This window comes from Microcystis wesenbergii FACHB-1317, assembly GCF_014696875.1.
Taxonomy (GTDB): Bacteria; Cyanobacteriota; Cyanobacteriia; order Cyanobacteriales; family Microcystaceae; genus Microcystis; species Microcystis wesenbergii_A.
This window is the reverse complement of record NZ_JACJQV010000132.1, coordinates 1-25,150: the sequence shown is the minus strand read 5'-3', so window position 1 is coordinate 25,150 and position 25,150 is coordinate 1. Positions and strand designations below refer to the sequence as shown.

Annotated in this window: 30 protein-coding genes; 17 read left to right on the top strand and 13 right to left on the bottom strand. The window is 44.3% G+C overall.

What is annotated here, in order from left to right; all coding sequences use genetic code 11:
* Window positions 1-25: 25 nt before the first annotated feature.
* The 3 genes from H6F92_RS11355 to H6F92_RS11345 all read right to left on the bottom strand — a co-directional run bounded on the left by H6F92_RS11355 (window position 26) and on the right by H6F92_RS11345 (window position 2,509).
* Complete coding sequence (locus tag H6F92_RS11355) at window positions 26-1,495, bottom strand: sugar transferase (protein ID WP_242030099.1); 1,470 nt, start codon at window positions 1,493-1,495, stop codon at window positions 26-28.
* A 73-nt stretch (window positions 1,496-1,568) separates the two neighbouring features.
* Entirely contained in the window at window positions 1,569-1,919 is a 351-nt protein-coding gene (locus H6F92_RS11350; protein ID WP_190357919.1) for a Rieske (2Fe-2S) protein, read from the bottom strand.
* A gap of 8 nt (window positions 1,920-1,927) precedes the next feature.
* Window positions 1,928-2,509 (bottom strand): DUF1997 domain-containing protein, encoded by a 582-nt coding sequence (locus H6F92_RS11345; RefSeq protein ID WP_190357918.1) that lies wholly within the window; start codon window positions 2,507-2,509, stop codon window positions 1,928-1,930.
* Window positions 2,510-2,948: 439 nt separating this feature from the next.
* Here H6F92_RS11345 and pgeF point away from each other — a divergent pair, with 439 nt between their 5' ends.
* Together pgeF and fmt are read left to right on the top strand one after the other, a co-directional pair.
* Window positions 2,949-3,743: a peptidoglycan editing factor PgeF gene (gene pgeF / locus H6F92_RS11340; protein ID WP_190357917.1), complete on the top strand. Its 795-nt coding sequence runs from the start codon at window positions 2,949-2,951 to the stop codon at window positions 3,741-3,743.
* A gap of 94 nt (window positions 3,744-3,837) precedes the next feature.
* Entirely contained in the window at window positions 3,838-4,815 is a 978-nt protein-coding gene (fmt, locus tag H6F92_RS11335) for a methionyl-tRNA formyltransferase (RefSeq protein ID WP_190357916.1), read from the top strand.
* A 29-nt stretch (window positions 4,816-4,844) separates the two neighbouring features.
* Here fmt and H6F92_RS11330 read toward each other — a convergent pair whose 3' ends face one another.
* The 4 genes from H6F92_RS11330 to H6F92_RS11315 form a co-directional block, all read right to left on the bottom strand.
* Window positions 4,845-5,225 carry a cyclic nucleotide-binding domain-containing protein gene (locus tag H6F92_RS11330; RefSeq protein WP_190357915.1) on the bottom strand — a complete coding sequence of 127 codons (381 nt, stop codon included), beginning with the start codon at window positions 5,223-5,225 and terminating at the stop codon, window positions 4,845-4,847.
* Window positions 5,226-5,228: 3 nt separating this feature from the next.
* Window positions 5,229-5,399: a type II restriction endonuclease gene (locus tag H6F92_RS11325; RefSeq protein ID WP_190357914.1), complete on the bottom strand. Its 171-nt coding sequence runs from the start codon at window positions 5,397-5,399 to the stop codon at window positions 5,229-5,231.
* 98 nt (window positions 5,400-5,497) lie between these two features.
* The gene (locus H6F92_RS11320; protein WP_190357913.1) at window positions 5,498-5,707 is read right to left on the bottom strand and encodes a hypothetical protein; all 210 of its coding nucleotides are present in this window, start codon (window positions 5,705-5,707) and stop codon (window positions 5,498-5,500) included.
* Window positions 5,708-5,937: 230 nt separating this feature from the next.
* Window positions 5,938-6,744 carry a TlyA family RNA methyltransferase gene (locus H6F92_RS11315; RefSeq protein ID WP_190357912.1) on the bottom strand — a complete coding sequence of 269 codons (807 nt, stop codon included), beginning with the start codon at window positions 6,742-6,744 and terminating at the stop codon, window positions 5,938-5,940.
* 139 nt (window positions 6,745-6,883) lie between these two features.
* On the opposite strand from H6F92_RS11315, the gene H6F92_RS11310 reads away from it, so the two are divergent.
* The 10 genes from H6F92_RS11310 to H6F92_RS11265 all read left to right on the top strand — a co-directional run bounded on the left by H6F92_RS11310 (window position 6,884) and on the right by H6F92_RS11265 (window position 16,831).
* Window positions 6,884-7,105 (top strand): hypothetical protein, encoded by a 222-nt coding sequence (locus tag H6F92_RS11310; RefSeq protein WP_002736250.1) that lies wholly within the window; start codon window positions 6,884-6,886, stop codon window positions 7,103-7,105.
* A 112-nt stretch (window positions 7,106-7,217) separates the two neighbouring features.
* Window positions 7,218-8,219 (top strand): circadian clock protein LdpA, encoded by a 1,002-nt coding sequence (gene ldpA, locus H6F92_RS11305; protein WP_190357911.1) that lies wholly within the window; start codon window positions 7,218-7,220, stop codon window positions 8,217-8,219.
* A 51-nt stretch (window positions 8,220-8,270) separates the two neighbouring features.
* On the top strand, window positions 8,271-10,082 hold the full coding sequence (locus H6F92_RS11300; RefSeq protein ID WP_190357910.1) for a R3H domain-containing nucleic acid-binding protein: 1,812 nt from the start codon (window positions 8,271-8,273) through the stop codon (window positions 10,080-10,082).
* An 11-nt stretch (window positions 10,083-10,093) separates the two neighbouring features.
* Window positions 10,094-11,521, top strand: coding sequence for a hypothetical protein (locus tag H6F92_RS11295; RefSeq protein WP_190357909.1), 1,428 nt, complete (start codon window positions 10,094-10,096; stop codon window positions 11,519-11,521).
* A 77-nt stretch (window positions 11,522-11,598) separates the two neighbouring features.
* Window positions 11,599-12,414 (top strand): Cof-type HAD-IIB family hydrolase, encoded by an 816-nt coding sequence (locus tag H6F92_RS11290; protein ID WP_190357908.1) that lies wholly within the window; start codon window positions 11,599-11,601, stop codon window positions 12,412-12,414.
* Between the two features lie 121 nt (window positions 12,415-12,535).
* Window positions 12,536-13,270: a dienelactone hydrolase family protein gene (locus H6F92_RS11285; protein WP_190357907.1), complete on the top strand. Its 735-nt coding sequence runs from the start codon at window positions 12,536-12,538 to the stop codon at window positions 13,268-13,270.
* Window positions 13,271-13,366: 96 nt separating this feature from the next.
* Window positions 13,367-14,224, top strand: coding sequence for a S1 RNA-binding domain-containing protein (locus H6F92_RS11280; protein ID WP_190357937.1), 858 nt, complete (start codon window positions 13,367-13,369; stop codon window positions 14,222-14,224).
* A 187-nt stretch (window positions 14,225-14,411) separates the two neighbouring features.
* Window positions 14,412-15,269, top strand: a complete 858-nt coding sequence (locus H6F92_RS11275) for a DUF6671 family protein (RefSeq protein WP_190357906.1) — start codon at window positions 14,412-14,414, stop codon at window positions 15,267-15,269.
* A gap of 13 nt (window positions 15,270-15,282) precedes the next feature.
* The gene (locus H6F92_RS11270; RefSeq protein ID WP_190357905.1) at window positions 15,283-15,942 is read left to right on the top strand and encodes a class I SAM-dependent methyltransferase; all 660 of its coding nucleotides are present in this window, start codon (window positions 15,283-15,285) and stop codon (window positions 15,940-15,942) included.
* Window positions 15,943-15,967: 25 nt separating this feature from the next.
* Complete coding sequence (locus H6F92_RS11265) at window positions 15,968-16,831, top strand: NAD(P)-dependent oxidoreductase (protein WP_190357904.1); 864 nt, start codon at window positions 15,968-15,970, stop codon at window positions 16,829-16,831.
* A 292-nt stretch (window positions 16,832-17,123) separates the two neighbouring features.
* Here the strand turns inward: H6F92_RS11265 and H6F92_RS11260 are convergent, their stop codons facing one another.
* Window positions 17,124-17,474 (bottom strand): DUF760 domain-containing protein, encoded by a 351-nt coding sequence (locus H6F92_RS11260; protein ID WP_002735620.1) that lies wholly within the window; start codon window positions 17,472-17,474, stop codon window positions 17,124-17,126.
* A 134-nt stretch (window positions 17,475-17,608) separates the two neighbouring features.
* The gene (scpB, locus tag H6F92_RS11255) at window positions 17,609-18,127 is read right to left on the bottom strand and encodes an SMC-Scp complex subunit ScpB (RefSeq protein WP_190357903.1); all 519 of its coding nucleotides are present in this window, start codon (window positions 18,125-18,127) and stop codon (window positions 17,609-17,611) included.
* Between the two features lie 61 nt (window positions 18,128-18,188).
* On the opposite strand from scpB, the gene H6F92_RS11250 reads away from it, so the two are divergent.
* The 4 genes from H6F92_RS11250 (at window position 18,189) to H6F92_RS11235 (ending at window position 21,090) form a co-directional block, all read left to right on the top strand.
* The gene (locus H6F92_RS11250) at window positions 18,189-19,004 is read left to right on the top strand and encodes an inositol monophosphatase family protein (protein ID WP_190357902.1); all 816 of its coding nucleotides are present in this window, start codon (window positions 18,189-18,191) and stop codon (window positions 19,002-19,004) included.
* Window positions 19,005-19,040: 36 nt separating this feature from the next.
* Window positions 19,041-19,304: a BrnT family toxin gene (locus H6F92_RS11245; protein WP_190357901.1), complete on the top strand. Its 264-nt coding sequence runs from the start codon at window positions 19,041-19,043 to the stop codon at window positions 19,302-19,304.
* Between the two features lie 6 nt (window positions 19,305-19,310).
* Window positions 19,311-20,237 carry a DUF5677 domain-containing protein gene (locus H6F92_RS11240; protein WP_190357900.1) on the top strand — a complete coding sequence of 309 codons (927 nt, stop codon included), beginning with the start codon at window positions 19,311-19,313 and terminating at the stop codon, window positions 20,235-20,237.
* Window positions 20,238-20,325: 88 nt separating this feature from the next.
* Entirely contained in the window at window positions 20,326-21,090 is a 765-nt protein-coding gene (locus tag H6F92_RS11235) for an ABC transporter ATP-binding protein (protein ID WP_190357899.1), read from the top strand.
* A gap of 279 nt (window positions 21,091-21,369) precedes the next feature.
* Here H6F92_RS11235 and H6F92_RS11230 read toward each other — a convergent pair whose 3' ends face one another.
* From H6F92_RS11230 to ndhD1, 4 genes are all read right to left on the bottom strand, one after another.
* Window positions 21,370-21,648 carry a DUF4164 domain-containing protein gene (locus H6F92_RS11230; RefSeq protein ID WP_190357898.1) on the bottom strand — a complete coding sequence of 93 codons (279 nt, stop codon included), beginning with the start codon at window positions 21,646-21,648 and terminating at the stop codon, window positions 21,370-21,372.
* Between the two features lie 41 nt (window positions 21,649-21,689).
* Window positions 21,690-22,052, bottom strand: coding sequence for a DUF4164 family protein (locus tag H6F92_RS11225; protein ID WP_190357897.1), 363 nt, complete (start codon window positions 22,050-22,052; stop codon window positions 21,690-21,692).
* Window positions 22,053-22,093: 41 nt separating this feature from the next.
* Window positions 22,094-22,423 carry a hypothetical protein gene (locus tag H6F92_RS11220; protein ID WP_190357896.1) on the bottom strand — a complete coding sequence of 110 codons (330 nt, stop codon included), beginning with the start codon at window positions 22,421-22,423 and terminating at the stop codon, window positions 22,094-22,096.
* Between the two features lie 410 nt (window positions 22,424-22,833).
* Window positions 22,834-24,417 (bottom strand): photosynthetic/respiratory NAD(P)H-quinone oxidoreductase subunit D1, encoded by a 1,584-nt coding sequence (gene ndhD1 / locus H6F92_RS11215; protein WP_002768562.1) that lies wholly within the window; start codon window positions 24,415-24,417, stop codon window positions 22,834-22,836.
* Between the two features lie 410 nt (window positions 24,418-24,827).
* Between ndhD1 and H6F92_RS11210 the strand changes: the two genes are divergently transcribed.
* The coding region (locus tag H6F92_RS11210; protein WP_190357936.1) for an IS4/Tn5 family transposase DNA-binding protein at window positions 24,828-25,150 on the top strand (323 nt) is incomplete at its 3' end.

Below are 25,150 nucleotides of genomic sequence, written 5' to 3'. Positions count from 1 at the left end.
TTTCTACTGCCTTCATTTCCATTGGTTAATAAGCACCCTTGCCAAAAAGAACAATTCGCAGGGTTTCCACTAAGATATATAGGTCTAAATTCAAAGACCAATTATCGATGTAATACAAATCCAAGCGGGCTGCATCGTTAAAATCATCGATATCCGATCGCCCAGAAATCTGCCATAGTCCAGTAATTCCGGGTAAAACCTGATGACGGATATGATGCCATTGGGCGAATTTTTCCACATCCCGCAGGGGTAAAGGTCGCGGACCGACTAAACTCATTTGACCTGATAAAACATTAAATAATTGCGGCAATTCATCGAGGCTAGTTTTTCTGAGGAAATGACCACCTTTAATAATGCGCGGATCGTTTTTAATTTTAAATAAAACTCCATCCTGATTTTCGTTAGCGGCTTCTAATTGCTCTTGTAGCTGATCGGCATTGACTACCATAGTGCGAAACTTCCACATAAAAAAGGGTTTTCCCTGTAAACCCACCCTTTCCTGTCGGAAAAAGACCGGTCCGGGAGAAGAAAATTTTATTAATAGAGCAATAACAATAAATAGAGGTGATAGAAGAATCACACCCAAAAAAGCCCCGATAAAATCGATCATTCTTTTGAGCCGATAATCCCATCCTAAAAGTAAAGAGGCCTGGACGCGCAAAGTCGGTAAACCAGCGATGATTTCCGGTTGACCGCGACGATAGAGAATGTCGCGACGGTCGGGGAGAAGACGCAGGGTAATCCTCGATCGCCGCAATTGCCAGTATAATTTTGACGCTAGGTCCGTATTGGGAATATCATCGGCCAATACTTCCACCGCCCCAGAATCGGCGATCGCTTTTAGGGTAATGGGTGAGTTAGCGTCGTTAGCCAAGGCTGCCCCAACCACGGCATAATGATAGCGTTTTTCTAAGATCGAGGCTAATTTATGAATTCTAGCGGCGGGAGCAATAATAAAAACCGGTAATTTGCTATTTTTTGGCTGTATTTGTCTGATAATGAGGGTACCGATCAGACGAAATCCGAAGACAAGAATAACACTAAAAAACCAAGCGCTGAAAAAAAGCGATCGAGGGGGATCTAATTTCGGATCGTAAAAATAACCGACAACTAGAGAGCATAGGTAAACAATGCTAATTAATTGACCGGTTTTTAGATAATCTCGGCTTTTTGGGGAAGAACTATACAAGCCATTTTGGGCGAACAAAAATACGATCGCCCCAGCAAAAATCCAGAATAAACTAGGCAATCCCAACCAATTCCACCAGACTAATCCGGAAGGGATGGGGGAGAAAAATTGATTAAAATAACGAGCGCCAAACCAAGCCGCCCCTAGGGCCAAAATATCCCCCAAAATTAGCACAGATAAACCTTGCCATTGGGGGCGAGTGCGACGAAACCAGTGGATTCTCTGGGGTGAGCGAATATCGGATAGCCACTGACGGGGGAGACGGTGCATGGGAGGAGCAGGCGGCGGCGATGTAGCGTTTGGCATTCTCAAAGATTAACCCATTGTCGGTTAACGCAACTACTCTTTAGGTTGCCCAAAAACCTCCCTCAGTGATCAGTTATGCGTCTATCCAGATGCTGCCGTCTTCGATGCGAAGGGGATAAACCGGTAAAGCTTGGGGTTGAGAAACTGCCGCCATCGCTTTGTTAACCACAGGGGGCCAGGTAATCCAGTCTTTGACAGCACCACTACAGAGATCAAAAGAACTACGATGCCAGGGACAAACGATCGCGCCATCCTCGCTAATTTGGCCCTTCGTCATCGATAATTTGAGATGAGGACAACGATTAGCGACGGCGTGGAATTGACCGTTATTATTAATCAACAGAATGGAACTGTCCCCTACTTTTACCACTTGACGGGCGCCGGGGGCAAGGGAATCTACAGATAATACTTTTGTCCAACTCATATTTTTATTTAACTAAGGGAGAGATCGAGAATGGTTTCGGGGTAATTTTGGGCAATAATGTCCTGTTTAGCCCATTGTTGGTAATCTTGCAACAATTGACTCATTAAACGCTGTTTAATCCGCAATAAAACCCCTTTTAAGAGACTATTGCCAGTGATTTCTAACAGCGGACGCGGGGTTAACCATAATGGTGGTGGCAGGGCAACTTTCACCTCAAGATTGGCTTTTCCCGCTAGATAGGTTTGATGATTTTTCTGGACAGGAGCGAGTTTGCCTTTAACATCGAGGCTAAAGCGATCATTAATATAATCAATACCTTTGATCTGACAGTCTTCTGACTGTAAAAATATCGTCCCCCCAGAGGTGGCCCAGACATTGAGAATAACCGTGGGCTGAAAATAGTACAGATCCAAGAAGTTGAGGGGACGCATTTTCAGGCGAAACCGATTCTCAGACAAGTGTTCTGTTAAGCTAGTCTCAACAATGGATTGTACTAATCTTTGCGGTTGGCGCAGATAATGCTGAATTGGGATAGTTTGTTCAGCAACAACAATTTCTAGGGATTCGGCAGCGGTAAAAGTTACTTCCATATGTTGGCTATCTTAAATTTGTCTCCCTTCTTAATTTTACTTGACAAAACTTATGCTTTTCGGCAGTCGAGATGTAGAAATTTTATCCCTAAGAGGGGACGCAAACAGGATTTTTGCCAAGGAAGTGGGGTGTGGGGTGTGGGGTGTGGGGTGTGGGGTGTGGGGTGTGGGGTGTGGGATGAAACCCAACGCCCGCATAGTTTACGCTACCGCTAACCCATCCTACTGGACTGTTTCAGCTAAAATAGGGCAATAGATTTCGGCTTAAAGTCTTAGATTATAAAATTTATAGCATTTTTCTAACACACCAAATTAGCTGAAACAATCCACTACAAATAATTGTGCCTACCTACTTAATAATCTTCCGGTTGCCGTTTGCCAGGCTCAGAACTAGGATAGGAAAGAATAAGGTATTATTGCAGCCAGAGAGGCTTAGACTGTGACCAATGTAGCGATCGATGTCCGATTAACCGAGACTTCTCTGTGGCAATGGCAAACATGGCAAGGATTGCCCTTTCTTACCTGTAATCTCTTAGAGGACTGGTCCCACGGCTTTTTTACCCGTCATTATGACCCCCAAACCCCAGAAGCTTTTACGGCTGCACTAGGTGCAAATGTACCAGTTTATCGGGTCAAACAGGTACATGGCGATCGCCTATTAAATCCCCAAGGGATTGCTAACCCGGAAATAGCCGAAGCGGATGGAATTATCACCGATGCTTCCGGTCAAGGGATTTGGGTGGCCAGTGCTGACTGTACGCCCGTACTAATAGGTGATCGCTCTACTGGTGTTGGGGTGGCAATTCATTCTGGATGGAGAGGGACAGCCAAGGGGATAGTTGCCAAAGCAGTTAAACAGTTATTAAACTCCGGTAGTGGTTTAGATAACTTAGTGCTGGCCCTGGGGCCGGCAATTGCCGGGGAAGTGTATCAAGTAGAGACAGAAGTTGCCGCAGAAGTGGGTTTAAGTTTATTTCCCCAAGAAACTAATCCCGACCAAATTCTAGGGAATTTATTTAACCTGTCCCCTTCCCCCTTATTTGCTGACGAGGAAAAAGGAAAAGTGCGCTTAGATGTGCGACGGGTGATTTATCATCAACTACAACAGTTAGGAATTAGGGATGAACAAATTGCGATCGCTCCTTTTTGCACCTATCAACAAGAGGAGCATTTTTTCTCCTATCGTCGGGAAAAAGCCAAAAAAATTCAATGGTCTGGTATAGTTAGCCGTTAATAACTCAGTGGACATTCTCACTCAATAATTCGCCCTTTCTTTTCACTGATTACTGATTACTGCTCACTGATAACTGAAAAATCCCCCCTTTCCCATGCGTATTGTTTTTTTCGGAACCCCGACTTTTGCCGTTCCCACCCTCAAAAAATTATTAGCCAATCCCGATATAGAAGTAATTGCCGTCGTTACCCAACCGGACAAGCGCCGGGGAAGGGGTAATCAATTAATCCCCTCACCGGTGAAACAAATAGCCATAGAACAGCAAATACCAGTTTTGCAGCCCAAAAGTGTCAAAAAAAACGCTAAAACCTTAGATTTTCTCAGACAATCGCAAGCGGATGCCTTTGTGGTGGTTGCCTACGGACAAATCCTCTCCCCAGAAATTCTAGAGATGCCAAGATTAGGCTGTATTAACGTTCATGGCTCAATTTTACCGAAATATCGGGGAGCAGCCCCCGTGCAGTGGTGCATCGCTAGGGGAGAAAAAGAAACCGGCATTACCACCATGTTAATGGATGCGGGCATGGACACTGGACCGATGTTACTGAAAGCCTACAGCCCGATCGCTCTTTTTGACAATGCCGAACAGGTGGGAGCAACCCTAGGCCAAATGGGGGCGGATTTGCTCCTAGAAACCCTCTCTAAGCTCGATCGAGCAGAAATTACCCCAATTCCTCAAAATAACGACGATGCCACCTATGCCCCTTTAATTCAAAAATCTGACTATCTAATCCCCTGGCAAGATTCGGGCCGGACAATTCACGATCGAGTCCGGGGTTTTTATCCTAATGCGCTAACCACTTTCCGGGGACAAATCCTAAAAGTGATGGCCACTATTCCCCTAGACGATCCTAGTCAACTGCCTCGAGAATTACAGACAAAAGACCTTTCTCATCTAAGCGGAGAAGTGGGAGCGATCGTAGCTCTCTGGAAAAATTTCGGGCCGGTAGTGCAGACGGGAGCGGGTTTATTATTATTAGAAGAAGTGCAATTATCGGGGAAACCTCCGCGTTCTGGTGGGGATTTGGTCAATGGTTCCCGTTTAACTATCGGTGAGGTTTTCGGTCAATAGTTTTCGGGGTGTGGCTTTCCTTTGCTCCTCTATGCTTCACTGGCGAAGATTTTTTTCAACTTGCGAAAGCGATCGGAATAACTTCTTAATACTTCGATCGCAAACATGGGGGTTTCCTGCACGGCAAATAAAAACTGCGGTTGATTGAGATAGGCTAATTTACAATCAGTTTTGGCAATAGCTGTGGATTCTCGCAGTTTATCCCCATGCAGGAGCGCTCCTGCTCCGAATACATCCCCTTTTTCTAGAGTTTCTATCAATTGTTCCTTGATATACATCTCCACTTCTCCGCTAAGAATACCGTACATTAACTCGCCTTCCGTGCCATCGACAAAAATAACTTCACCAGCTGGAAAAGTGCGATCGGGATGATTTTCGAGAATTTTAATCGTTTCTACGGGACTTAACATGATTTAACAATAATTTTTCGGGTTATCTCTCCCATTTTCCAATAGATTGAACTCCCCGATCATCGTTTTTGTATCTAAGAATACTTGAAACTTCTCTACCTGACAAAGATTTGGTTTGACTCTCAGAAATGCTTTGTTTAATCCTTGTCGGGGAGAGAAATTTTCCGTCTTCATACCTTTATCCTCTTCCTACCCAACCCGATTTTTGAGTCTATTTTTTTCTCTCTTATCTTCTCTCGAAAACCCTATATATATGGGCGCACGGGTTCCCATTATACATAAAGTCTAAAGCAAGTCTCGCCATTTGTCAAGGGTTTTGAGAAAAAAAATCGGGCCGATTTTATAATCACCGTAACAACAATTCCTATCGTAGGGATAATTCCGTAGGGATAATTCCGTAGGGATAATTCCGTAGGGATAATTCCGTAGGGATAATTCCGTAGGGATAATATCGTAGGGATAATATCGTAGGGATAATTCATGAATTATCCCTACGATATTATGTGAAATTTTCCGTCTTCATACCTTTATCCTCTTCCTACCCAACCCGATTTTTGAGTCTATTTTTTTCTCTCTTATCTTCTCTCAAAAACCCTATATATATGGGCGCACGGATTCCCATTATACATAAAGTCTAAAGCAAGTCTCGCCATTTGTCAAGGGTTTTCTGAAAATCTCCCCCTCTCCCCACTTCCTTGAGAAAATACCGGGGTCAAAACTGTTTGATCGCTGTTTGACTGATTTCTGCGATCGCGGCTAAACTGGGACTAACTGGACCGGTATCGGTGGACAACCAGAGAAGATACTCGACGTTACCCGCAGGTCCGGTAATGGGAGACCAAGTTAAACCCCGATAGAACCATCCTAGTGCTTCGGCGGCCTGTAAAACCTGAAAAATTGCCACTGCTTGGTCTTGGTAGTCGCGAACTACCCCTTTTTTGCCGACTTTTTCCCGTCCCACCTCGAATTGGGGTTTGACCAATAAAATCGCCTCTCGCGGTGGATTTAATAGCGTCCACAGGGTCGGTAAAACTTTGGTCAGGGAAATAAAAGACAGATCCATAACTGCTAAATCGGCGGGTTTTTCCTGTCCGTATAACTTTTCTGGGGTTAAATAGCGAAAATTAGTTCTTTCTAGCAAAATAACTCGTTGATCCTGCCGTAAACTCCAGGCCACTTGTCCATAACCCACATCGACCCCATAAACCCGTTTTGCTCCTTTTTGCAAGAGACAATCGGTAAATCCCCCCGTGGAAATGCCTCCATCTAAACAAATGCGATCGCTGACATCGATGGCAAACAATTCTAAGGCCTTGGCTAATTTTTCGCCCCCCCTTGACAAATAGGGCAGTTTCTGCTTAACCTCGATCGCCGCTGACCGATCGATTTCTGTGGCCGGTTTATCGATAATTTGGTGATTGACTTTCACTTCTCCAGCGCGAATTAATCGCTGTGCCTGTTGACGGGAATCACAGAGATTTTTGGCTACTAATAATAAATCTAATCTTTGTTTCGGCAAGGAAGGCCTCCCAATAATCACCGCCTAATTCTAAAAAATACCTTATTTTTCCGCCAGCAATCCCAGAAGCAAGATTATAAATAGGGAGAGGGACAAGCGGAACCCATCAGCTAAATTTTCGCTGCCATCCCGATATTTTATGGATAAAGATACTCGATTCGCCATTTTAGTTATTGGCATCCCCTTTCTAGGACTAGCTTACTGTGGCTTGATTTTTGCCGTGATGATTTATTGGGTCTGGGCCCGGGAACATCCCGTAACCATGGCCACTTTTTTCGTCCTTGCTCCTTCTTTGATTTCTGGCTCTATCTGGCTGTTAGCTTCCTATAAAGCCCGTCAAAAGCAGCGTTTGGGTTTATAGTTGAATGTAGAGGCCGATGGTATTCTTTCAAGAAGAATCAATAATCAGTCTTTAGTCAGAATCAGAGCAGGACAAGGCTGAAGTTTGGGGCTGGCTGCGATAGGATGAAAAAGTGCTAGATAAAAACTCCTCTCCCTTACAGTCCCTAGTTGCGGGTCACTGGTTCAAGCTCATCTGTGGAGCTAGTTACCAAGATTTGCCCACGATTCGCAACCTCGCCTTGGCCTATACTATCGCCGGGGCCGATTGTATTGATGTGGCCGCCGATCGAGCCGTGATCCTTGCGGCCCGCGAAGGCATCGAAACGGCGGAAAAAATCGCCGGATTCCCCCCCAATCGACGACCTTGGTTAATGGTCAGTCTCAATGACGGTGAAGATCCCCACTTTCGGAAAGCTGTCTTTAACCCGCAACTCTGTCCGGTCGATTGTCCCCGTCCCTGCGAAAAAATCTGTCCCGCTTATGCTATCGATGGGGGGGGAGTGATTGAACAGCGCTGTTATGGTTGCGGTCGCTGCCTACCCGTTTGTCCCCTGCAAATAATTGAGACAAAATCCCGTGTCTGTCAACCCGCAGAAATTATCCCCTTAATTACCGAAATGGGAGTCGATGCGATCGAAATTCATACCCAAGTCGGTCATGGAGAGGGATTTGCTCGACTCTGGCAAGCGATCGCACCCCTAACTAAAAACTTAAAAATCCTAGCCATAAGTTGCCAAGATCATGAATATATCATTGATTACCTCCACTATCTGCGAGAAAATATTTCACCCCTAAGCTGTACTCTGATTTGGCAGACGGACGGCCGACCGATGAGCGGCGATATCGGCAAAGGAACCACCCACCCGGCCATTAATATGGCCAAAAAAGTCCTCTGTGCCAATCTGGCCGGATTTGTGCAGTTAGCCGGGGGAACCAATGACCATACCGTGACCAAATTACGGCAACTGGGACTGAGAGAAAAAATCGCTGGTATTGCATCTGGAAGTTACGCCCGTTCATTGATTTTGCCAATTTTAGAGCATTTAGACCAGCCTAACCTTGAAAATGACCCCCAAGCCTATCAAGAAGCCGTTAAAGCCGCTTCTCTGGGGGTTGCCCAATTGAAAGCCTAGCCTTGGTCAAAAAACTATAATATTTTTTTAATTGACAACTAACCCCTAAATGTGTTAGACCCCAAGAAAATCTTGGAAATAAAAACAACCAATTATCGCCAAAACCTTTTATTATTAATGCCAGAAACCCTACCCTCCTCTCGGATGCCAGTGACCGAAGATTTAAACAAACTCTTGGCAATTCTCCCCGCGCGGATTCGCGGCAAAATCGAGGAACAGCCGCGGCAGCATCAACTGATCGAAGTGGTTATGGATTTGGGACGCATACCAGAAGCGCGTTTTCCCGATGGGGCGATCGATCTGGGGGACGAACCGATCTCAAAAGAAGAAATCCAGTATTCGATCGCCCGGGTGGGCAGTTTTAGCGGCGATAATCGCGCTGGGATTGAACGCACCCTACACCGCATCAGTGCCATTCGCAATCGAGACGGGGAAATTATCGGTTTAACCTGTCGTATCGGTCGGGCCGTTTTCGGTACGATCACCCTGATTAACGACCTGGTGGAAACAGGAAAATCCCTGCTGCTGCTCGGTCGTCCAGGGGTAGGGAAAACCACGGCCTTGCGAGAAATAGCCCGAGTTTTAGCCGACGATCTCAATAAACGGGTAGTGATTATCGACACTTCCAACGAAATCGCCGGAGATGGAGATATTCCCCATCCAGCCATCGGTCGGGCCCGTCGGATGCAGGTGTCCCGTCCGGAATTGCAGCATCAAGTCATGATCGAAGCGGTGGAAAACCATATGCCAGAAGTGATCGTGATTGATGAGATCGGGACAGAATTAGAAGCTCTGGCCGCTCGCACGATCGCCGAACGCGGGGTGCAGTTAGTGGGAACCGCCCACGGCAATCAATTGGAAAATTTAATTAAAAATCCGACTTTATCGGATTTAGTTGGGGGAATTCAAGCAGTAACTCTCGGAGACGAAGAAGCACGCCGCCGGGGTTCTCAGAAGACCGTTTTAGAACGCAAAGCACCCCCCACCTTTGAGATTGCCATCGAAATGTTGGAACGTCAGCGCTGGGTCATCCACGAGGACGTATCCACCACGATCGACCAACTGCTGCGGGGACGGGAAGCAATTGCCCAAATCCGTTGGGTAGATGAGGAGGGGAAAGTACAGGTCGCCCAGGAAGAACCAAAACCGGAAAACCTCACCCCTTTGCGCGGCAATTATCTGCCAGAAATGGATAAACCCAAGGGATGGCGGGCCGATGGCCGGATGACTCCCGTGGCCCGTTTCCCTGCGGTCCCTCTCAACCGGGAAAACGATTTCGATCGCCTCCTCGAACAATCTTGGCTACAGGAAGAACCGGAAACGGAAAAAGTCCGCGTACCCGGTCCCAATGGCGAAGATTGGCCGGTTTATGTCTATCCCTACGGAGTCAGTCGCGCCCCGATCGAACAGGTAGTACAGGCCCTAGATTTGCCGATCGTGTTGACCAAAGATTTACAGGCGGCCGACGCGGTGCTGGCCCTGCGTTCCCACGTTAAAAATCAGTCAAAATTGCGGCAAATTGCCAAAGTAAGACAAATTCCCATCCACGGCATCAAATCCAATACCCTGCCCCAAATTTCTCGCGGTTTAAAGCGGATTTTGGGCATTGATGACCCGATGAATCAGGAAGGCGCGGATCTGCGTTTATTTGCCCGCAGCGGCAGCGATGACGAGATCGAAGCTTTGGAGGAGGCCCGGTTAGCGGTGGAACAAATCGTTATTCCTACTGGTCAACCCGTGGAGTTACTGCCGCGCTCGGCGAAAGTGCGGAAAATGCAGCACGAATTAGTGGAACATTACCGTCTCCAATCCGATAGCTTCGGAGAGGAACCGAATCGCCGTATTCGCATCTATCCAGCTTAGGAGTCGGGAATTTGAAGCGACGCACGCTCATCATTCTAGGTACAGGGGCGGCGATCGGTGCCCTGGCCGTCCGGATTATCCATCGTCCCGAATCGGCGGCGGAATTGCGGGCTAAAATGCCCCTAGCTGAAAGAATTAAGCTCTGTCTCGATCTAGCTAAGATGAAACTAGCGACTACGATCGATTATCTCGATAGTTATGCCCGTCGGGGAATTCTCTATCCCTATCTTACCCATCCAGAGCCATCGGGTTTTAATTTCTTCAATTGGCTACGGAGGGGGAATAGTCCCACCCACGGTACTTGGATGTTAGAAAAGGCCGATTTTTGGGCGGCAGGGGCTTTTCCTGCTCTATTATGGAAAATTGCTGACTTAGAATCAAACCCTATGGATGCGGGATTTTGGTCAGCTGCCGCGAAAAAATGGAGCGATCCCTTAAAAGAAGCTAGTTTGAAGAACAAAGACATCGCTCTTAATAATGTACTGGTGTTTGCTCCTTGGTTTGAGTCGGGACAGGGCCAGGAAAAACAGACAGCTTTAGAGATAACTTTACGGGGGGCCAGACAACTAGCGCAACCTTTTCAGGATGGTAAAGGGAGTTATCACACCGATATCGGGACTTTTGGCTGGTTACGCAAGGCCGATCGCACTGATCGGCAAGAACATTGGCACGTTTTTATGGACCATACGATCAGTATAGAACAACTGCTCTGGGCAAGTCGCCACAATCCTGACCCCAAGGAAGCAAAGGATTGGCAAGAAAAGGCCCTTTCCCACATCCGCACCATTAGCCGCACCTTTGGCACTAACCGTCGCCCAGGTAAAACGGGAACTTGGCAAAGAGGGTATTTTGATCAAAATGTCAACTCTCCCACCTATAGAAATTTCTTATTTAATGAGGGAAAACAGGGCTGGCGCGATGATAGCACTTGGTCCCGGGGTCAAGCTTGGTTTATTTATAGCGCCACGACAGCCTATATTTACACCGGCGATCCAGAAATGTTAACCATTGCCAAGGATGCCATTAATTATTATCTAGAAAATTTGCCCGATCGCTGGCCCGGTGAGCAAAGACGCGCCGGAGATTTTATCCCCCCCTGGGACTTTGATTATGCCTGGCAAAAAAATGCCGCTACCGAAAAGGATTCGTCGGCAGCAGCGATCGCTGTGGCGGGGATGATTCGCTTATTAAAAGCTTTACCTAGCAGTGATCCTAGTTATGGAACCTATCGAGAGGCGATCGATAATACTCTCTTGAATTTGACTTCTTTTCAGTATTTTCCCGACGAAACCGCCCCAGAGATGAGTCTATTGCGCCATGGTTGTTATCATCATCCTGCCGCAATTCAACCCACCCAAATCTATGATACGGGTTTAATTTGGGGAGACTTCTTTTTTATCAATGCTTTGGCTGAATACCAAGATTTACCCGATACTTAACAGACTACTTAATTCTTGCCCTTTTTGATGGGGGAAGTGGCAAACTATTAACTGTTACCGTTGAATGGGAAAAGACTGTGGATATTCGCTTAATCGTTGTCGATGTGGATGGAACGATCGCCGGGGATAACAATCAGGTTAATCCGGCCGTGGTGCAAGCTGTCTCAGCCGTCCAAAAAAAGGGAATTCCCGTCGCTATCGGTACTGGTAGGATGTACCGCTCGGCTTTACGCTTTCATCAACGTCTTAAATCCACTTTACCCATAATTGCTTACAATGGCGCTTGGATTCAAGATCCTGTTTCCCAAGTTCACCATCGACATACCCCTATTTCCCCCGACTTGGCGATCGATCTTTTAGATTATCTCGAACAACCCCAATGGAAGGAGAAAATCTCCCTTAATTTTTATATGGACGATGTGCTTTATGTGCGGCAATTAAATGCGGAAACGGAATTCTATCGTCAGCGATCGGGTATTATTGCCGAAGCAGTGGGAGATTTACGCAAAGTTGCCCACAAAACCACTAAAATCCTGGCCATGGGAGAAGATAAGCAATTTATCGCCGAGATTTGGCATCATTTACAGCAACGCTATCAAAATCAAGATTTATACTTTACCCAATCGAGTCCGACTTTTTTTGAAGTTACCCACGTTGATGCCACTAAGGGAAGCGCCACCCAATTTTTGGCCGAAGATATCCTAGGATTACAACCGCAAAACGTTATGGCGATCGGTGATAATTTTAATGATGTTTCTATGCTCACCTACGCGGGTGTCGGTGTCGCCATGGGTAATGCTCCCCAAGCCGTTAAGGATCAAGCCGATTGGGTTGCCCCCAGTGTAAACTTAAATGGGGTGGCTGCGGCCTTGGCAAAGTTTGTTTTAATTTGAGGAATGGGGGAATGGGAAAGTGGGGGAATGGGGAAGTGGGGAGTTTTAACTAAAACCCTAACATCCTACAATCCTCAAGCCCTAACACCCTAACACCAATCCGCTTTTCAGCGAGAAAATTATGACTATTAATACGCAAACTGTTACGATTTCTAACAAAGATATTGACATAGACGCTTATTTAGCCATTCCCGATCGAGTGGGAATTTATCCAGCAATTATCGTGATTCAGGAAATATTTGGCGTAAACGACCATATTCGCGATGTCACGCGCAGAATCGCCCAAGAAGGCTATATAGCGATCGCTCCTGCCATTTATCAGCGATTTGCTCCCGGTTTTGAAACGGGGTACAGTATGGCAGATATCGAAATCGGTCGTCAGTACAAAGAACAAACCAAAGCAGCCGAATTACTCAGCGATATCCAGGCCACCATCGATTATCTTTATAGTTTGCCACAGGTGCAAAAAACCGGTGTCGGCACGATCGGTTTTTGTTTTGGTGGTCATGTGGTTTATCTTGTCTCCACTCTAGAGGATATCAAAGTTACTGCCTCTTTTTACGGTGCAGGAATCACCACGGGAACCCCAGGGGGTGGTCAAGCGACAGTGAAGGTGACTCCCCAAATCAAAGGGACAATCTACGCATTTTTCGGGGTGTTAGATACCAGTATTCCTCAAAAGCAAGTGGATGAGATAGAAAACGCATTAACCCGTTATCAAATCCCCCATCGAGTTTTCCGCTATGAAAACGCCGACCATGGCTTTTTATGCGACCAACGGGCTAGTTATAATGCCAATGCGGCCAAATCTGCCTGGGATCATGTACTAGAGTTATTTAGCCTTCTTAAATCTTAATGGTCTGACTCCTCAAGCTTCAGCTTACACTGGAAGCAGTTCGAAATTATACTTGTAACCATTCTATTTATCATGACACCGAACCCAGCCTTTTCCATGGACGATTTTGCCAAAGCTCTTGATCAATACGATTATCAATTTGAAAAAGGGCAAATCGTGCGCGGGAGAGTCGATCAACACACCTCCGATGGAGCATTCATCGATATTGGCGGCAAATCCTCCGCTTTTATTCCTTTAAGGGAAATTTCCCTCGAAAATGTTACTTCCATTCCCGAAGCTTTACCTATAGGTGCAGAATTCGATTTTCTAATTACCCGTGGACAGGATGCGGAAGGACAAGTTACCCTGTCTCTGCGGCAATTATTACTACAAAAAGCTTGGGAAAATGTCAGGGAAATCTCTGAAAGTGGCAAGTCGGTACAGCTGCGCGTCACAGGGGTGAATAAGGGGGGAGTGACGGGAGAAGTGGAAGGATTAAAAGGATTTATCCCTCGCTCCCATTTAATCGAAAAAAATGATTTAGATTCCCTGATCGGACAACTTTTAACCGCAACTTTTATTCAAATCGATCAAGAAAATAATAAATTAGTTTTATCTCAGCGAGAAATTGCTCGCGCTAACGCTATCAGTCAATTAGCTGTGGGTAAGTTATTAAGTGGCACTGTGGTTAAATTACAACCCTACGGTGTCTTTGTCGATTGCGGTGGAGTGACGGGATTACTCCATGCTAAACAGGTGACAGGAGCCTTTTTTAATTCTCCCATGACTTTCTTTAAAGTTGGTCAAGCAATTCAAGTGGTAGTCGCGGAAATTGACGAATATAAAAACCGCATTTCCCTATCTACAAAAATCCTCGAAGCGCATCCCGGCGAAATTCTCGAAAACTTTGCAGAAGTCATGGAAACAGCAGCAGAAAGATTAAAACAAGCTCAGGGAAAACCCCCAGAAAGTTAGCGTAGGGTGGGTTAGGCGACAATAACTTAGATATTTTACCACCTGTTTAGTATTCGCCGTAACCCACCATCAGTTATCAGTTATCAGTTATCAGTTATCAGATGTGAGTTTTAAGTGGACAGTCTTAAGTAGGAAATTGCCGTTTTCTTTTCGCTGATTGCTGTTTTTTACTTTTTCCTTGATCAAGATGTTTCAAGAAAAGATGTTTCAAGATCGGATAGCAATTTTAGGGACTATGCACGGAAAAGAGCGGGTAATTGCACCGATTTTAGCGCAAGAAATAGGCCTTAAGGTGATTGTACCCGATAATTTTAATACCGATCGCTTTGGCACTTTTACCCGGGATATTAAGCGCATCGGGACACAAATTGAAACCGCTCGCAGGAAGGCACAACAAGCGATCGAGCTTTCGGGATACGATATCGGAATTGCCAGTGAGGGTAGTTTTTATCCCTATCCCAACTTGCCGCTAGTTTCCTGTAATCGTGAATTGATTTTATTGTTCGATCGAGTCCATAATCTAGAAATAATTGGTCAAGCAATAGTCACGGAAACTAATCACGCTCACCAAACTGTAACTAATCTAGCAGCTGCTTTAGAATTTGCCGAAAAAATCGGCTTTCCTAGTCATGGTTTAGTGGTGATGTTTGATAAAAATTCTCTCGACTCCGAGCAGATTTTTAAGGGAATTACTGACAAGAAAAATTTCGTTAAAATTGTTGAAGATATTCTTGACAAAAACGGCAAAGTACACCTAGAAACCGATATGCGTGCTATGCACAATCCCACGCGGATGAAAGCAATTGCAGCTGCGACAGCAAATCTGGTGCAGAAACTCAATCAATTATGTCCTAATTGTGGTTGTCCGGGGTTTGATATTATCGAAAGAAAAGCGGGTTTACCCTGTGGTTTATGTCACTTTCCCACCTCTTTAATTAAACTGGAACTATACGGTTGTCAAAGCTGTGATTATCGAGAGGAAAAACTCTTTCCCAACGGTGAAAAAACCGCCGATCCGATGTATTGTGAATATTGTAATCCTTAAAGATAGCTTTTCTATGGAAAGAATTTTAGAACCGGAAGTAATGGATGATCGGGAAGAAGCGATCGAATATGATGCCATGGACTTCACCGAAGTTAACACTAATTTTGCTAAAGAAGCCGTACAATTGGCCGGCATTAATGCTAGGGTATTAGATGTGGGAACCGGTACTGCACGCATTCCGATTATGATCAGTCAACTACGTCCCCAATGGCAAATTATCGCTATTGATCTGGCCGATTCTATGTTAGAAATTGGTCAAAAAAATATCCTGAGCGCTAACTGTCAAGAACAAATCAAATTAGAAAAAGTTGATGGGAAAAATCTTCCCTACCAATCCGAGCAATTTGATTTAGTTATTTCTAATAGTTTAATCCACCATCTCGAAAATCCTCTGCCTTTTTTACGGGAAATTAAGCGAGTTTTAAAACCGAATGGCGGCATTTTTTTAAGAGATTTATTCCGTCCCGATTCCGAGGAAATAATCCAGGGGATGGTGAGGGAAATCGATCCTAATTTTTCTCCCCGACAAGCGCAACTATTTAAGGATTCTCTCCAGGCCGCTTTTACCCTAGCAGAAATCGAAGATTTAATCCAGCAATCGGGCTTAGAAAATGTTAAAATTTATCAGTCTTCTAATCGTCATTGGACAGCCATAAAAACAAGCAAAAATTAATCAATAAATAAGGAAAAATCGAGTTATGAAAGTTGGATTTTTGGGAACGGGATTAATGGGAACGCCAATGGTAGAAAGATTATTAAATCAGAGAATTTCTGTTATTGCCTATAATCGCACCTTAGAAAAATTGACAGCTTTACAGCAGTTAGGAGCCAAAACAGTTAGCTGTCCCGATCAGGTAATTCAAGAGGCAGATTGTCTGATTTTAATGTTAACCAATGCCGCCGCTATCCAAGAGGTTTTAGGATTAAATTCCGAGCAATCTAAATTCAATAATCGTACTATTATCCAGATGGGAACCATTGCCCCTTCTGAAAGTAAACAACTGCGAGATCAAATTGTTGCTAAAGGGGGAGAATATCTAGAAGCACCCGTGTTAGGAAGTATTCCTGAAGCTAAAAATGGGACTCTCTTAGTTATGGTGGGAGCAACGGAGAAACAGTTCCATCAATGGTCAAATTTATTAGCACATTTTGGTCAAGAACCGATGTTAATCGGGGAAGTGGGAACCGCCGCGGCGTTAAAATTAGCTTTAAATCAATTAATTGCCGCTCTAACCAGTGCTTTTGCTTTGAGTTTAGCTTTTTTATCCCAGCAAGGAGTAGATCTAGAAAAGTTCATGACTATCCTGCGTCAAAGTGCCTTATATGCGCCTACTTTTGACAAAAAATTAACCAGAATGTTAGAAGAAAATTATGCTAACCCTAATTTTCCCACTAAACATTTACTCAAAGATGTCAATCTCTTTTTAGAGGAATCGGAGAAGTTAGATTTAACCACTTTTCCCCTAACAGGAGTACAGCGCCTTCTTGAAAAAGCTTTGGAAATGGGATTCGCAGAGGACGATTATTCAGCTTTATACGGGGCGCTGAAAAAAGAATTATAAACCGCTTACCCACATCAAAAAGACTCTCTTTGGTTTGTGTAGGAAGAAAAACTGGTAAAAGGCTTTAAATTTTCCTTAAGCTTTGTTGAGGTGGCAGGAAGAGGGGGTTAGAGTGGGAAGTGATGGAATTTTGGGCATATTTTCCTATGACGCTGACTGAATTTGGATTATTAGCGGGTTTACTTGTCCCTGGTATCCTGCTCTCGATTTTGGTGATGGTAAGTTTTGCCAAAGGGGGCTAAAAACTGATAGAGACACCGATGAAAGTGTCTCTATCTTTTTGGGGTGAAGATTAATCTATTTTTGGTTTTTTGCCCAATTTAATTGATTCTGTAGCTAACAAAATTGATTCTAAATGATGGCGCTTCTCCACTTGACCGAGGAAATAACCGGTCATCATCGCTGAAGCGAGAAGATTAGCCAAATTCTCGCGGTCGGTGGTAATTTGTACCGCAAAATCCTCTGAGGGCAACATTCCCACCAATCCCCTGACGTTTTGCGAGATAATATCTTTAATTTCGCTACTGACGGATTGGGCTATTCTCTCAAGGGTTTCAGGATGCTGCTGCTGGAGATACTGCATCAGACAGTTATCATTTTGTTCTTCGGTTTCCCAGGGAAAAAAATCAGGATTAAAAGTCATCAGAACTTCCACGCTGTAGTGGTTATTGGATCTAGGTTAACAAATCGCTCTTCTTGATTGCCTGAAGTCCCCCCCATCTTCCTCAAGTTTAGCTCAGTGATCAAACATTCACCCTTAATATACTCTCTCTCTCCTTATTCCCGATCGGTAGCTTCCAGAATACCCTGTTCTCTAAGATTGTCAACCTCGAAATATTGATGAAATTTATCGGTTACTTCTAACCAGTACGATCTACCTTCATTTTGCTTGCGTTTTCTCACAAATCCTCGTTCTACCAAGTCCTGAACCTGTTGATAGGCCGTACTGCCTCGTAAATTAATTAAATCCGCTTGTAAAATCGGTTCTTTTAGTGCGATCGCTGCTAAAGTGCGGAGGGTTCCCGTGCCTAATTCGGCCGGGATCAGGTCTTCGATCAAATTCTGATAAGCTGACCGCAATTGTAAACTATAACCGAGGGGGGTTTCCACCACTTCCAAGGCACTATCCCGGTGGGCATAATCGGACATTAACTCGATCATGGCATCTTCCACCGTCAAGCGATCGCTGTTGGTTAATCTCACCATCTCGGTTAAGGGGACAGGCTGCCCTTTTAGGTAAAGTATCGCTTCTAGACGGGTAGCTAGTCTGATCTCCTGGTGGGCTTCCGCGCTCAATCTCGACTACCTAAGTTTAGACAATGATTTGATATTCTACTAGAAGACGAACTAGAAAATTATGGAAACTTTTTGGAGTCAGGTTTTAGACTTTTGTTATCAGGCTACCGGCCAGGTTAGCGATCGCCTACTAGCTGATTTTGGCAAATTACAGGCCACCAATAAAGCAGACGGGACTTTAGTGACGGCTGCCGACCGTTGGTCCGATGGCGAATTGCGATCACTAATTGCCCGCACTTTCCCGGATCATGGAGTCTTAACCGAGGAAACTACCCATATTTTCCCGGATCAAGAATGGTGTTGGGTAGTGGATCCGATCGACGGCACGACTAATTTTACTCGCGGTATTCCCATCTGGGGCATTTCCCTGGGACTTCTCTACCGGGGGACTCCCGTGTTCGGATTTGTTTATCTCCCCTGCCTGAAACAGTCCTATTATGGTTATTGGTACGGTGAGACGGGTTTAACCGGTCCAGAGGGGGCCTACTGCAACGGTCAACCGATTCACACCAGCGACGATTTTCCCAGCAAAAATCATCTGTTTAATCTCTGCGCTCGTAGTACAGATGTATTTAAAAATCCCTTTCCCTGCAAAGTGCGGATGATAGGAGTGGCTAGTTATAATCTGCTTTTGGTTGCCGATGGCACTGTCTTGGGAGGAGTGGAAGCAACCCCGAAAGTCTGGGATATTGCCGCAGTTTGGGCGATTCTACAGGCCGCAGACGGGGTATTTATCTCTTTAGGAGAAAAGATTTTTCCCTTACAGGTGGGGGAAAATTATAGTGATCGATCCTATCCCTGTTTAGCCGTAGCTCGATCGAATTTAGCGCCAGTTTTCTTGCCTCTGGTCGGTTTTCTCAAGGATGCCAAGAATTAGCTGCACTGACCTTTGTTTCTTCGGGTTAAACTAGCAATGGAATTTGACTGGGACGCTAATAATATCGAGCATATTTCAAGACATAATCTAATTCCAGCAGAAGTCGAGCAGGTTTTTCAGGATACAAGAAAAATAGGGACGGCATCAAGGAAGACAGAGAGGGAAAAACGTTGGGCTATAATTGGGAGGAGCTATGGCGGACGTATTTTATTTATTGTCTATACTCGCCGGGATCAAAAAATTCGAGTAGTTACAGCTAGAGATGCCACCTTTTCTGAAAAAAGACTCTATCGGAGATGAACAATTATGACTCAATCTGTACCCAAAAAACTGACAGAAATCCATAGTTGGGAAGAAGTTCCTGATTTTAACTCTGAATCAGAAGAAGCGGATTATTGGGCTGATCATAGTTTGGCAGCAGATTTTTTTCAGTCGCCACAATTTATGATAATTATTCTTGAAGAGATACAATTGTTGCTGGAACGACTAGGAGATTGTTTAGAGGAAATACAAGGATTAGGAAAATGGGAAGCAGAAAAAAAAGCCGCCGATTTTCTCAGATTAATAAGACGAGATATTGAAGGGATTCTTTGTCTAGCTAATCAAGATGTGCGTCTGCTGCCACCAGCTTTAATTATTGCTCGATCGCTCCTTGAAACCTTTAGTAATTTAATGTGGATACTTAATGAAACTGAGGAAAATAAACGAGAAATAAGACTGGTAAGGATGATTAACTCTGAGATTGAGGAAACTGAAAAATATATCAAAGACTTAGAGGAATTGAAGTCAAACCCAGATGAAGTTGCTCAACTCAAAGAAGATAAGCAATCATTAGAGGATTATAAAAAAGAGATTGTGAAGAATATATCCAATTGTCCTCAACTGGAGAAAGATAGTAATAAGAAAAAGCCTTCTTTTTACGAGATAACTTGTGCCATTAATAAGAAGGATAAGACAGAAATTTATCCATGTTATAATAGATTATCTCAGACTGTCCACGGCGGTCATGCCGCCCCGTGGATTTATAAGGAATCTCTAGGCAATAGCGGAACTTTTGGGGAAATTATTGAAGCATATCATTGGCATACACCTTTGTATGTTTGTTATTACACCCTTAGCATAGCCGGGAGAAAATTTCTGCAAGAATTTGCTGGTAATCCCGACAGATTTATTGATGGAGAAATCCAGAATCGTCTAGAAAAAGCCTTAAATTCCTTACAAGAAAACAGATAGCAGGAACGACAGTTAATCAAGTTAAAATATGTGCATTTCTTCTAATTCTGACATCGGTTTTTGACTTTTTACTTTAATGATTTGACCCATGAGTTTTGATACTTCCTCTCTCAGCGAACGCAACGATAAAGCCGAAGTCTATCAGCCAGTAATTATTCGCCTCGAAAATGTGTCTAAAATCTACGGCAGTGGCGAAACCATGGTTAAAGCCCTCAATAACGTCAATTTAAGCCTGAAAAAAGGGGAATATTGCGCTATTATGGGGGCTTCGGGTTCGGGAAAATCCACAGCCATGAATATTATCGGCTGTCTTGATCGTCCCACCTCGGGGTCCTATTATCTAGAAAATCTCGACGTTTCTACGCTGCCGGATGGGGATTTAGCTCAGATTCGCAATCGCAAAATCGGCTTTGTTTTCCAGCAATTCCATCTTTTACCCCAGATGAGTGCGCTGGAAAATGTCATGTTACCGATGATTTATGGTGGGGTTCCTCCCCAGGAAAGAAAGGAAAGAGCGATCGCTGCTTTAACGAAGGTAAAATTGGATAATCGACTGCACAATAAACCCAATCAATTATCGGGGGGACAACAGCAGCGCGTCGCTATTGCTAGGGCAATTGTCAATCAACCCATATTATTACTTGCCGATGAACCGACGGGGGCGCTAGACTCGAAAACTACCCAAGAGGTGATGGCTATTTTCTCAGAATTGAATAACAGTGGCATTACTATCGTCATGGTAACTCACGAGGCTGATGTGGCGCGTCATTCTGGACGCATTATCTGGTTTAAGGATGGTGAAGTGGTTTATCCTAACCTCGCACCGACGGATTTACATGAGGTGATTGGGTAGGGTGGGGATTTTTCAGTTATTAGTGAAAAGAAAACGGCAACTTCCTAATTAGGGTTTGCGGCAAAAAGTTTTTCGTGGGGGTAGGGTGTGGGGTGTGGGGTGTGGGGTGTAGGGATTTACCCATTTTCAGGTGGTCAATTACCTAATTTTCAGGGAAAAAGTCCCTAAATTTTCCCCCTGATCACTCCAATGGTCGGCACTTTTTGAGGGTAAAAAAGTCTAAAAACCTTATCCAACAAGGTTTTTAGATTTATTCAGCAAACCCTAATTAGATCGCTGTTAGGGATTGGGAAGAAAACCAAAAAGTTTAGCTGCTCCTCCCAAAATGGCAACAACCAAAGCGATTAGAATCCCTCGATTGGTAAATTCCTGATTAGCGACTCTTGCAGTTAATCCTTTAATTTCTGTGGTTAGTCGCTCATCTAGGGCTTTAATCTCCCCTTTTAACTCCGATTGTCCTATTTCTAGCTTGTTAACATCCCTTTGTAGAGAGTCTATTTTCCCCTCGATCCTTGTTAGAACAGTTTCTAGGGAATAAGTCACGGTTTCGTTAGACATGGGCTAAACTCCTATATTTTGCTATGTTACAATCGCCTTATTTATGGGTTGCCACTGAGTAGAGAAAATCTGATACTAACGGTGATTATTGCCCCGATACCGGCACTAATTCCCCCAACAATCAGAGGTAAAATTAACCCCCGAAATCCCTGTAAGTCAGAAACAGACTTAACTAAAACAGATTGCTCGTTTTCTACTTTCTCTAATCTTTTATCGATGCCCTCAACCTTAAAGCCTAAGGCTTTAATCTCCCCTTTTAACTCCGATTGTCCTATTTCTACTTTGGTTAATCGTTCATCAATTTTGTCGAATTTTTGATTGACATCCCTTTGTAGAGAGTCTATTTTCCCCTCGATCCTTGTTAAAACAGCTTCTAGAGAATAAGTCACGGTTTCGTTAGACATGGGCTAAACTCCTATATTTTGCTATGTTACAATCGCCTTATTTATGGGTTGCCACTGAGTAGAGAAAATCTGATACTGACGGTGATTATTGCTCCGATACTGGCACTAATTCCCCCAACAATCAGAGGTAAAATTAACCCCCGAAATCCCTGTAAGTCAGAAACAGACTTAACTAAAACAGATTGCTCGTTTTCTACTTTCTCTAATCTTTTATCGATGCCCTCAACCTTAAACCCTAAGGCTTTAATCTCCCCTTTTAACTCCGATTGTCCTATTTCTACTTTGGTTAATCGTTCATCAATTTTGTCTATTTTCCCCTCGATCCTTGTTAGAACAGCTTCTAGGGAATAAGTCACGGTTTCGTTAGACATTGGCTAAACTCCTATATTTTGCTATGTTGCGGTCTCGCGTAGCGAGCGCGTTGCGACCGCCTAATCTTCTTTGGGCGCGATTGCTCCAGTGGGGACCAATTCTAATAATTCTCCAGGCTGTACTCAGTAGCGATCGCATTAAAATAATGACACAATCAATTAAAAGTATAATAATACTAAATCCGTTGAGTAACGCACAGAAAACGGGTTTCTCGGAGAAACCCGTTTTCTACTCATGCAAAAGGCAAAAGGGAGAATAAATAATCATTCTTTAATAACTGGATTTAATATTAGTAAAAATTATCAATTGAATGTTAAGAAGTGCGGAAAGTGGGATTTAATACTGCTCACTTAAAACTAAAATCTGATAACTGATAACTGGTAACTGATAACTGATAACTGATAACTCTTTAGATTTCGGGGGCTTTTAGGGAATAAAGGGAGAAACTAGGGGTTTTTGCCTTTGCCTGTTGCACTAAACTGGGGACAGAATTACGCGCTAGGGCGGTTAATTTATTGGTAGTAGCATCGTAAATTGTCGTAGCCACTTTGGGATAGAGTCCAATACCGATAATTGGCACTAATAGAGAAGCGATGATAAAGACTTCCCGGGGTTCCGCATCGACGAGGGCATGGTGTTCTTCTAATTCCTTATTTTCCGGCCCGTAGAGAATTTCTCGCAACATGGACAAGAGATAAATCGGGGTGAGAATGACACCGATAGCCGCTAAAAAGACGATAATGACGCGGAAAGTGGGACTATAGGCATCACTGGTGGCAAAACCGATAAATACCATTAATTCCGCCACAAACCCGCTCATCCCGGGCAAAGCCAGGGAAGCGAGGGAACAGGTGGTCCACATGGCAAAAACTTTCTTCATTTTCTTGCCGACACCGCCCATCTCGTCTAACATCAGGGTATGGGTGCGATCGTAGGTACAACCGACCATAAAGAATAAACTCGCCCCAATCAGTCCGTGGGAAATCATCTGTAACATCGCCCCACTCGTACCAATATCGGTAAAGGAAGCCATACCAATCAGGACAAATCCCATGTGAGAGATGGAAGAATAGGCAATTTTGCGCTTAAGATTGCGTTGGGCAAAAGAGGTTAAGGCGGCGTAGATAATATTAACTACCCCTAAAATCACCAAAACGGGGGCGAAAACGGCGTGAGCATCGGGTAACATCCCCATATTCATCCGTAGGAGCGCATAACCACCCATTTTAAGCAAAATTCCCGCTAGTAACATATGGGCAGGGGCGGTGGCTTCGCCGTGGGCATCCGGCAGCCAAGTATGGAGGGGGAAAATCGGCAGTTTTACCCCGTAGGCAATCAGAAAACCGGCGTAGAGGAATAATTGCAGTTTCAGGGGAAAATCCTTGCCAGCAATAGTCACCATGTCAAAGGAGACGGTATCGCCATAAAAAGCCATCGTCAGCGCCGCTACAAGGATGAAGAGGGAGCCTCCGGCGGTGTAAAGGATAAATTTGGTGGCTGCGTAGAGACGGCGCTTACCGCCCCAAATAGAGAGGATCAGATAGACGGGGACTAATTCTAATTCCCAGACGAGGAAGAACAGTAACAGATCCTGCACGGCAAACACTGCAATCTGCCCCCCGTACATCAACAGCATCAGGAAGTAGAATAGTTTCGGTTTAAAAGTCACCGGCCAAGCCGCTAAGATAGCCAGAGTGGTGATAAATCCCGTTAAGATAATCAGAGGCATGGAGAGGCCATCGGCTCCTAAAGACCATCTTAGGTCAATTTCGGGCAACCATTGGTAACTTTCCACTAATTGCAGATTGGGATTAGCGAAATCGTAACTGCTATAGAAAGCGTAGATAATTAGGGCAAAGTCGATTAATCCCACCGTCAGAGCAAACCATCTCACGGTTTTACCGTCTTTATCGGGAATTATGGGAACCAATAAGGCGGCGACGATGGGAAAAAGGATGATGGCAGTTAACCAAGGAAAGTTCGTTAGATTCATCGGCTGTTTTAATATTTATTTAATCGTCAGAATCGAGAAATTAAGCTAGGGCTTTTTGGCGGTTTTACCGGGGAAAACCGCTTTTTTTCTCTTGTTCTCGCGGTTACAGTTAACTGTACCTAACTCAATCTAGCAATTATTTTCCCGTCCTTGTCTGTTAATATTGTTAAGTTTCAACAGACTTCCGGCCTAATTAATTTTTGGGAGTTCAAAAATGGGAAAAATAGGCCTAAAGTTGCAGAAAATCTCTAAATAAGTAGGTAGGTGTTAAAAATTGTCCGATACCCCCCTTAATAAGCTATCCATTAGTCGGATCTTTCTTAACAAAAAGAGAAGAAACTTAAAAAAAGGGGAAACGATTGATAGGTATAGTTTTGAAAGAAGGAATCAAGGTGGAGGTAAGCAAAAAAATGGAGAAATGGGCAGCCCAAGAATTACAGTATGCAGACCTAGGGGACACCAGAAGAAAGAAAAGGTTAATCAGTATCGTGGAAAACTTGGCCAGCCAACCTAGTACAAGTGTGCCACAAGCTTCGGGAAATCTAGCGGCAGCGAGTGCCACCTACGACTTTTGGAATTCCCCCTATTTTCACCCCTCAGATATAATTGCCGCCCAGGCCAAAAGTACCGTAGAAAGAATCAAAGAACATCCAATAGTTTTGGCAGTTCAAGACACAACAAGTTTAGACTTTACGACCCAAAAAGCCAAAAAAGGAATGGGTTATCTAGATTA